This window comes from Peptidiphaga sp., from assembly GCF_057238965.1.
Window position 1 is genome coordinate 41738 of record NZ_DBHHEV010000002.1, and the last position, 9311, is coordinate 51048.

Below are 9311 nucleotides of genomic sequence, written 5' to 3' on the forward strand. Positions count from 1 at the left end.
GGGCGTGCCGCTCGCCCTCAGCCCCGCGACCCTCTCCGGGTGCCCCAGTCCATCGCCGACGCGGATTCCGGCCAGCCCGTAGGCTTTGGAGAAGGTCCGCAGCACGATGAGGTTTGGGTGCTCGCGCAGCAGCTCGTCGGAGCGGACGGCGTCGTCCATGTCGACGAAGTCGATGTACGCCTCGTCGAGCAGCACGGGCACGCGCTCGGGGACCTTTGCGAGGAACCCCGCCAGGTCGGTGTGTTTGAGGGCGACGCCGGTCGGGTTGTTGGGGCTGCACAGCAAAAGCGCGCGGGTGCGTTCGGTGACGGCGGAAAGCAGACCCGGCAGATTGTGCGATCCGTCGGCGTTGAGCGGCACTTTGACGGCCGCTCCCCCGGCAGCCTGGACGGCGATCGGATACGCCTCGAAGGAGCGCCAGGGAAGCACGACCTCGCCGCCCGGCGTCACGACCGCCTGAAGGATCTTCTCGATGAGCGCAGTCGATCCGTTGCCGACGACGACGCCGTCGTCGACCCACTTGTGAAACCACGAAATGTCGTGGATCAGCCCGGTGGCGAACATGTCCGGATACCTGTTGAGGTCGCCGACGGCGGCTGAGACCGCGGCCTGGACGGCAGGCAGCGCAGGGAAGGGGTTCTCGTTGGACGAGAGTTTGACGACGTCTGTGTTCCCGCCCTTCTTACCGGGCACGTAGGCGGGAAGGTCGAGGATCTCTGGGCGGAACCACTGCTGCTTGCTCATGCATCTAGTGTGCCCCGCGCGGGCGGCGCAATGCGAGCGGTTATTCGACAGGGGGAATGCGAGCGGGTATTCAACAGAGGAATGTGAACGGCCCTTCGACGAGGCAACGCAGGCGCCTTTCAACGGCGGCGACACGAGTCGCCCTTCGACAAGGCAACCCAGGCGCCTTTCGACGGGTGCAATGCGAACTGCCTTTCGACGGGGGTCGGCGGAGGGCGCAATCGAACCGACGACCCAGGCAAATTCCAGCGCTCGGCCTTAGAGTTGCGGCATGAGATACCTAGTTCGCGCAGCAATCAACGCCCTCGGCCTGTGGCTATGTGTGCTTTTTGTGCCGGGCATCAGCCAGCACGGCTTGGGCAACAATCGAGACATCGCCCTCTACTTTTTGGCGGCGGGGGCGGTCCTCGGCGTCATCAATTGCCTGGTCCGCCCGATTCTGGTGTTCTTGTCGATACCGCTGTACATTCTCACGTTGGGCCTGTTCTTCTTGATAGTCAACGCCGCAATGCTCAAGCTCACCGCAGCCCTCACCGTCGGGTTCGACATAGGCGTGACCGTGTCCACCTGGGCAGCGGCGATTATGGGCGGAGCCCTCCTGTCCTTGTTCAACACCTTCACCGACGCGATGCTCCCGGAGGAGTACCGGCGGCGCTAGGTCTCCGGCGCGTGCCTTCTGGGCGTCGCTTTCGGCCTCTCGCGGCCGCACCCCGCCAGGTCGCAGTCCGTCGCAACTTCCGGCTTCTCGCGGTCATGCTCCGCCATCCGCGGGGCCGCACCCTTCCCGCGGCCGCCGCAACCCCAAGCCGAGACACGCCCCTTTCGCCGTTTTCGCGCCGCGTTTGACCCTCACGCGACGTGAGGTTGGAAGCTAGAGCCATGGGAGAGAACATGCAGGAGCTGACCGTGGGCCAGGTCGCCGACCTTGTAGGCGTCAGCGTTCGCACGCTCCACCACTGGGACGAAATCGGCCTGGTGGCGCCGAGCTGGCGTTCGTGGTCCGGCTACAGGCTGTACACCCGGGAGGACGTGGAGCGCATCCAGCGCGTGTGTCTGTACCGGGAAACCGGCATGGCGCTGGCGCAGATCGCCGAGCTGCTCGACGATCCGGGCCTGGACGAGCTCGCGCACCTGGCCAGGCAACGCGAACTGCTCCTCGAACGCATCTCCCATCTGCGGCAGAAAGTCTCCGCAGTAGACCACATTATGGAGACGATGAAGATGGGAACGAATCTCGACCCCGCCCAGAAGGCGGAACACTTCGGCGGCTGGGATCCTGCGTGGCAAGAGGAAGCTCAGGCCAAGTGGGGCGACACCCCGGAATGGCGCCAGTCCGAGGCCGTCAAGGCGAAGATGACGCCGGAGGACTGGTTCAGAGTCGGCAGAGACACCCAAGCCCTCGAACAGTCTCTGGCGGAGGCCAAGCGCGACGGCGTCGAGCCCGGCTCGGATCGGGCGAATGAGCTCGCTGAGGCCCACCGCGCTTCGCTCGGCACATGGTTTGACGTGACGCATTCCAAGCACGTGCTCATCGCGCGCGGGTACGTCATGGACGACCGGTTCCGCCAGTACTACGACAAGATCGAGCCCGGCCTCACCGACTGGCTGAAGTCGATCATCGACGAGAATGCGAGGGCAAACGGCGTCGACCCGACGACGGCGACGTGGCAGTGACCCTGCCGACGGCGTCCTCCCGCCGCTTGGCGTCGGCCGATCTGCAATCGGCCGACGCCAAGCCGGATCGTCTCGCCAAGAGGGGCGGCCTTCCGCAGGCAGACGGTATCCGATAGGCGGACGGTCTCCCACAGGCGGAAGCCGCCCGGGGGCAAAGCCCCTCGCAGCTTCAAATCCGGGTCGCCTCCCTCATGCGGAGGCCACTCAGGCTTTGCGCAAGGCGACTCAAGCTTTACGCAAGGCGGCCACATGAGTTTCGCACACGGCGGCCACCGATTCTGATGCGGTTGGCCTCTGACGCGGTTGGCCGTGGCTCCTACAGGAAAGCCCCGGCCAACCGCGTCAGTCGTCGACCATAGGCCAGCGCGAGGTCCAACCGTCCCGCGCATCCCGTTTCGGTTCAGTCGCATCGGGAGCGGTCGACGTGGGTTTCCCGTCCGGCGAGGCAGCCTCGCCTTGAATTCTCCAGCTTTGCGCCGGTTCGTCTTGGGTGTGCGGCGTCGCTTGAACCAGTGGCTCGACTTGGCCGCTCAGCTCCGCTCGGGTGTGCGTCATTTGGCGACCGCCGCGCGTGACCCCTTGGGCCGAATCGCCGCCGTCCCGCACAGCTGGGTCGCCGCCATTCCGAAGGCTAGCGCGATGACGCCCCTGCCGACGTCGGCCAGCACTCCCGAACTCCCCGGCAGCCTCGCTGTGCCGTCCAACCTTCGGCTCCCCGGCGTTTGCTCCGAACGACTCGGCGTTCCCGAGCCGCCGATCCGCGCCTCCCGGCCGCCCCGGATTGAGGGCATCGACACCGTCCGAATCGGCCCCAATGCTTCCACGCGCACCGGATGCCTGGGCTTCGGCGCGGCCGACGTTTGCAGCGGGGGCGTCCTCGGGAAATGGGCGGTCCTTGGGAAACGGGCGGCATCCGGTGGTGTAGCGCATGGAGAAGGCGCGGGTGCCGCCGGATAGGACGATTCCGACGTAACCTCCGTCGTCGACGTTGAACAGGTTGACCTCGCCGGTTTCGTCGGCGGAGATGTCGACGGTTTCCGTGAAGCCGAGCGGGCCGACCTCTTCGCGCACGATGTCGACGAGCTCGCCGAATACGCTGCGCGGAACGCCCATCGTCATTCCTTGGCGGGAGAAGTCGATTCCGCCGCGGTCGTCGCCGACGTGGCACGGTCCTGCTTTCTCGGCCGGGGAGTCGATCCAGGTCCATTGGCGCGGCCCGAGCAGGTCGTCGATGCGCTCTCGTGCGCGGGCCAGCGCGTCCGCCAACCCGCGCCGGGCGGAATCGACGTCTTCCCGCTCGCCAAACGGCTTCAAACCGTCATAAAAGGGCCGTCCGACTTCGAACATGCTACTCTCCCTCCTTTGCGTTTAGGGTTCCGTCACAACTCGGACTCCGATAGCTGAGTCTCGATGGCTCGAACTTTGACAACCAAGCTCCAACGGCTCGTACCCTCATGACGCAAACCGGCGGAATCCAGTCGCCACCGGCCTTCGGACTTTGTCTTTGACCAAGGGCCAAAAGCTCCCAGGACCGCAAGAATCTCACCCCGCAGTGCCCGCCACGACTTTGGCAAGAATCGACTGTGCCTGAGTTCCTTCATCCAGATAGCGCGTATGTGCATCCCATGAGTGCTTAGCGCCGGAGCCTCCCGGATCCATGATCTTGAAGCCAGAGCCTGGGACATGCGGATCAATCCCCAAAGCACCAGTGCCCCCTTTAACATCACTTACATAATAATTAAGCGAGTTATTAATGTCCCCTGCGCCATTCGGTCCCGGAAGATACGTCATCGCATAGCTGTGCCCTTCGGGAACACGCATCGCGGCGGCATCTTTTACTCCTGGTGAGCCAAACACGGCGTAGTCGTCCACAACACCTGGTCTTACTTGCGCAACTCCGTAAGACGATGTTGTCGAACCGTAGGAGTGCCCCAGAACTGACTGGTGGACGGGGCGCCCCGAAGCATTGCGCGAGTCCTCAACTCCTTCTAGATGCTTTGCAAGGCTATTTCCGCCCAGTTCGGCATCGTGCGTACTCGCAACAGATGTATCACCAGTCCATGGTGCCGGAGGAGCATCATAACCCACCCAAGCGATAGCAGCGACGCCGCCCTTGCCCTCAGCTTCGGCCCGAGCCTTTAGCCCCCTCATTTCGTTGACTAAACCTGTGCTTCCCTCTCCCTCGACAGACGTGGTCATTCCCGGAACATAAGTAGTGACGTTATCGGCGTTATCTATGTCACCCACGACCAATGCGGCGTGTGTGGCCTCGTGTCCATCTTCTCCAGTTCCCGGTTCGTAAAAGTACAAACCAACTTCAGGAGGTACAGACTTATCTTCTGGGTAGTCTAAGGCCGCTTTTATCCCTTCGGCTTCTTTAAGTCGTTGATCTATATCATTTAATTCCTGAGGATTGAAAAGTTTATTTGAAGGAATGTCTGAAGCAGATGCCTTAGAAATTATTTCACTTTTTCTCTTTTTAAGAGACTCTATGTCTCTATCAAGTCGCGCTCTATTAATTTGGTTGCGCGTGCTTGCGTCAATACCGTCCATATTGCCAAGGGCTTCATATTTCGACGGACGGCCAGCTTCGATATCCTTAACCGCTTTATCCGCTATATCCGCGCGTTCTCGGTTGCTTAACGAATACCACCAGGCAGCGATCTCTTCCGTGCTGGCACCTTCTTTCGGCAAATCTGGCAGACCTGGTGTAGAGTCGTCAAAACTCTCTGGATTTGCATCCTTACCCTCCGAAACATCGTTCAAGGCTCTTGAGTATTCGGCATCTGTTTCAGAAGCCCTGTCACAAGCTTCCTTCACTTTAATTGAGCATTCATAGATCACGTGAAGTTCGGCCGGGGTCATAGTATCGCTCGAACCACGGACCTGCCCCATTTCATCGATAACTAATCCCCACGAAAAAGCGAAAGTCTCAGCTTCGGCAACTAGCTTTTCCACTTCGCCGACGCCGTCTTGCGCTACACCCGTTGCGGAAAGAAGTTCGCCGATCAAACCCAAGTGATGGGCGCAAGTCTCCTTAAGCTCGCCTAGAGCATCCTGAGCCGACGAGGCACCAGAGCCTTTCCAATTAGAGGTGACGTCGATAGACGCAATACTGTCGTGGACAGCCATTGCCGTCCGCCGCTCTTCTATAAGGTCTTCGACAACTGGGACCAGTCCAGAGCTTTTCCATTCCTTAATAGTTGCCCAGCTCAAGCCTGTGCCTGTCACTTATTTCCCCCCTCCATCGCACTCTTGAAGCGAGTGAAATCTACCTTCGTAGAATCGTCAGTTTGACTGTATTCCTCTTTGGCGGATCGAAGGGCATCGGCAAAAGCATTCAGACCCTGAGTCATCTTTGCCGAAATCGAATCAACCTGGCTGGCGGCGCCCCCGGCCGCAGCTCCGGAGGCACTTCCTTTCATGGCAGGATCAACACCAGCCATGCCGTCGCTGATATTCAAGTTGGCGCTGCTCTGGGCAGCTTCGTCAGAGTGGCCAGCGGCAGCCTCGAGGCTGGCGGGTTCAACTTGGAGTTCGGACACATCTCCCCCTTCTGATCATTGGTCAGTATGCCAGCCAGTTTTCCTCACACCAGGTATTTCCTCAATCGCAGCGGGGGAAAAGGACCCCGCTCCCCAAATCAGCCGCCCCCATTGACAAATGGGGGCGGCTGATGTTTAAGGCTTGCCAAATGTAAACCGACCGAGAGATTAACTAGCCATCACATGAACGGTCCGTCAGGAACCTGTCCGAGGGACATGTGACGCCCTACCGTCTTCAGCGCGCTCAGGACGCCCGGTAAACGTCACAATCCGTAGTTCATGGTGACTCCTAGTTCCAAAGGCATTTCCGCATGTAGGACGAACCTTTCGCAGCGGAAGCCGAAAGACCGGCACCACATTCCGAAAACGAGCTCAAACTATTCCTTTAGCTGCTTTCCGGCGACTATATCCGCCAGTTTCGCTTGAGCCGTACTTCCATCAGTCAAATAAGCGCTATGAGCGCTACCTACGTTCCCTTTTGGCGTTCCCGGATCAAGACTCACGAAATTTCCCCCGCGTTCCGGTTCCGGATCAAACCCGTTGGGAGCCCCCAAAACCTCATCATAAGCTATCATAGGGTCCTTTCCTCCAAAAAGTAAAGTAAGTAAGGAGCCCTTTGTTTCATCGTCGGAGCGTCTGTCGAAACCCATGGCGTAGGCATGTCCTTCAGGAACATTCATATCACCTGCCGTTCCAGCGACACCCGGCGAGCCCATCACTGCATAATCTTGGACCACGCCCGCCCCGGCATCTTTTACGCCATAAGACGATGTGGTCGTTCCGAACGAGTGTCCTATAACAGACTGATGAAGGCCTTTCCCTTCCATTGCCCGAACATTTGCGATCCCCTCCAGATGTTTCGTCAATGCCTGCCCTCCAGTCTGCGCTCGTTCCAGTTCCCTCGCCTCGCCGAAAGTCTGCGGACAGTCGTAGCCTATATACGCAATTGTTGCAACGCTCTTGCCATCGGCCACCGCTTCGCTTCGCTCCTTGAGTTGGGCCATTTGGTCCGTCATTCCACCGAGACTCTTCTGAACAGTGGTGTCTTTTCCCGGAACATACGTTGCCACATGGTCCGCATTCTCCAAGTCGCCGACAACCACTGCGGCATGTGTCATTTCGTGCCCCGGCTGTCCATTGGCAGGATCATACAAATACAAATGCGTTTGACCATCTGGCCCGTCTCCGTATTTTTTCTTCAAAGTGTCGTTTATAGGCTCTAGCTCACCACATTGCGCGTCAATTGATTCAATTTCTTTAAGTTCATCGTCGGTAAGGTTGATTATCGGAGATCCGTAAAGGTCTTGACTAACTCTAGATATATTCTTTCCTCTTTCTGCAGCTTTGTCGAGAATCTCCTGTTTCCTCTTCTTAAGACCTTCCACCTTTTCGAAATCTTTGCGGAATCTGGCCTCATTGATCTCTGCGCGAGCTGACGGCATGATGCCATCCAGATTGCCCAGCGCCGCATACTTTCCGTCGTGGCCGTGTCCCTCAGCAACCTCGTCTTTAGCTCTTTTAAGAATCGCTTGCCGTTCTTTTTCTGTCAACGAGCGCCACCATGCCGCAACTTCTTCAGTGCTCGCTCCCTCCTTCGGGAGGTTGGAAAGCCCCGGGGTAAGGTCGTCGAATCCCTCTGGATCGGAGTCTCTTCCTTCAGATACGGCAGCCAGGGCACTCGTGTATGCGCTATCGACCTCTGCAGCCTTCTTCAACGCCCGTCGAATCAAGTCCGCACATTCCGCCACCTTCTTTAGATTATTGGCTATTTCATCTTGCGGCAGGGATGGACCAGCACCTTCAAGAGTCGCTTGCACACTTCCGTCCTCATAAATGATCAGCTTATTTTCCGCGGCCATAGCAAGTGCATCAGCAACCATAGTTTTCACCTCGTTGACGCCGTCTTGCGCAGCCGACGTCGCTTCTATGAGGTCGCCGATTAACCCTAGGTGGTGGGCACAACTGTCTTTGAGCCTGCCCAGCGCATCGCCTGCTGCGCGGGCGCCTTGGCCTTCCCACCCGGACTTCACATCAATGCCACCGATGCTGTCGTGGACGTCCATGGCCTTCCTTCGATCTTCTGCCAGACCGCGTAAAGTGTCGTTTAGATCGTCGCCATTCCAGTCTTTGATTGTTCCCCACGTGAATACCGCCATCACTTCTTCCCTTCGATCGCGTTGCTGAAGCCCTTGAAATCAATGCTCGTCGAATAGTCAGTCTCGCCATATTCGTTCTTCGCCGCTCGAACCGCCTCGCTGAACGCTTTCAGTCCATCGCCCAGACGCTTCGACAGCGTGTCAACCTGCTCTCCCGCTTTGGCGGCAGCATTACCGGAGTCGCCGCCTCGAACGGCGTCGCCCACCTTCGACAGGTCGTCGGCGACCTTCAGTTCGGAGTTTTTCTCAGCAGCGTCGTCGGAATGCTGCGCAGCAGTTTCGAGTTTCTCTGGTTCTACAACTAATTGAGCCACAACTTTCCCTTCTCTCGTAGTCGCGTGGTGACACAAGTCTTCCCAAACTCGACGGCTTTGGCAATAGAAAAGAGAGAAAGGACTCTGGTCCCCAATCACGCCATTTCCCCGTTGACGTTTGTGAGTTGTCTGGACTTAGACTGATATTTAAAAGTGATTTAGATACAAACGTCGTGAAATTTCAAAAGGCAAAATCGAAAGCCAGCACAAAGGAGGCTCGGCCTCAATGTCGACCCGGGCACATCGAGGGACGTCTCGAGCGTTCCGGAAACCGATACGCACACCCGAGTGCCGGCCCGACCGTCAGAAAGTCGGCAAGCGCGCCTTGGCACTGCCCCGGACCCGCCGCGAACCGCAATCCACGCGGGGCCCTGGGCGGTTGACACCATTGCCGCCCGCTCGGATGCCGCAACGAACGCCCTAGGGAGCCCTGCCGAGCACACCGAGGGTTGCAACACAGGCACTCTAAGACGCCACCCGCACCATAAGCTTCCCCGGGGTTTCCCAGGATTAACTCATGACCGCCTAAGGATAGGAGGGTTGTATAGATGGTGTCAGCAGGACGGGCAAGCGATCCTAACGGTCAGCGCTTGCCAGTTCAGCAGACGCGATGACTGTGTTGTGTGCAGTGAGCCGACGAAGAAAGGTGGTGGCGTGCGCAGACAAGCAAGCGTTGCCGCCCGGCTCAAGCGGTTTGTTCCCTTCGCCGCTTGACACTTCGACGGTGGCATTTGGCGGGAGGCGTTGGCATGGAGCGCCTCCCGCCAATACTGTTCCCTGGGTCCAAACCCCGCCCTTCAATCGGAGCGAGTAGAGTGGCCAGATTATGAATGCGAGCTTCACCAAACGCGCGAGCAAGCAGGCGACAGCCGCGGAGG

General features: G+C 59.0%; 8 protein-coding genes. 2 read left to right on the forward strand and 6 right to left on the reverse strand.

Annotated features, from left to right (window positions below):
- Positions 1–744: aminotransferase class I/II-fold pyridoxal phosphate-dependent enzyme (locus tag ACO48X_RS00590; RefSeq protein ID WP_484999527.1), on the reverse strand; the 744-nt coding region annotated here is incomplete at its 3' end.
- A gap of 271 nt (positions 745–1015) precedes the next feature.
- Between ACO48X_RS00590 and ACO48X_RS00595 the strand changes: the two genes are divergently transcribed.
- Both ACO48X_RS00595 and ACO48X_RS00600 read left to right on the forward strand, forming a co-directional pair.
- Positions 1016–1402, forward strand: coding sequence for a phage holin family protein (locus ACO48X_RS00595; RefSeq protein WP_484999529.1), 387 nt, complete (start codon positions 1016–1018; stop codon positions 1400–1402).
- 221 nt (positions 1403–1623) lie between these two features.
- Positions 1624–2418, forward strand: a complete 795-nt coding sequence (locus ACO48X_RS00600; RefSeq protein ID WP_484999531.1) for a MerR family transcriptional regulator — start codon at positions 1624–1626, stop codon at positions 2416–2418.
- A 342-nt stretch (positions 2419–2760) separates the two neighbouring features.
- Here ACO48X_RS00600 and ACO48X_RS00605 read toward each other — a convergent pair whose 3' ends face one another.
- The 5 genes from ACO48X_RS00605 to ACO48X_RS00625 all read right to left on the reverse strand — a co-directional run bounded on the left by ACO48X_RS00605 (position 2761) and on the right by ACO48X_RS00625 (position 8433).
- Complete coding sequence (locus ACO48X_RS00605) at positions 2761–3765, reverse strand: LppA family lipoprotein (protein ID WP_484999533.1); 1005 nt, start codon at positions 3763–3765, stop codon at positions 2761–2763.
- Positions 3766–3960: 195 nt separating this feature from the next.
- Positions 3961–5634: an alpha/beta hydrolase gene (locus ACO48X_RS00610; RefSeq protein WP_484999535.1), complete on the reverse strand. Its 1674-nt coding sequence runs from the start codon at positions 5632–5634 to the stop codon at positions 3961–3963.
- 11 nt (positions 5635–5645) lie between these two features.
- Positions 5646–5963 carry a hypothetical protein gene (locus tag ACO48X_RS00615; protein ID WP_484999537.1) on the reverse strand — a complete coding sequence of 106 codons (318 nt, stop codon included), beginning with the start codon at positions 5961–5963 and terminating at the stop codon, positions 5646–5648.
- A gap of 377 nt (positions 5964–6340) precedes the next feature.
- Complete coding sequence (locus ACO48X_RS00620; RefSeq protein ID WP_484999539.1) at positions 6341–8119, reverse strand: alpha/beta hydrolase; 1779 nt, start codon at positions 8117–8119, stop codon at positions 6341–6343.
- On the reverse strand, positions 8119–8433 hold the full coding sequence (locus tag ACO48X_RS00625; RefSeq protein ID WP_484999541.1) for a hypothetical protein: 315 nt from the start codon (positions 8431–8433) through the stop codon (positions 8119–8121). The genes ACO48X_RS00620 and ACO48X_RS00625 overlap by 1 nt, the downstream gene beginning before the upstream one ends.
- Positions 8434–9311 lie beyond the last annotated feature (878 nt).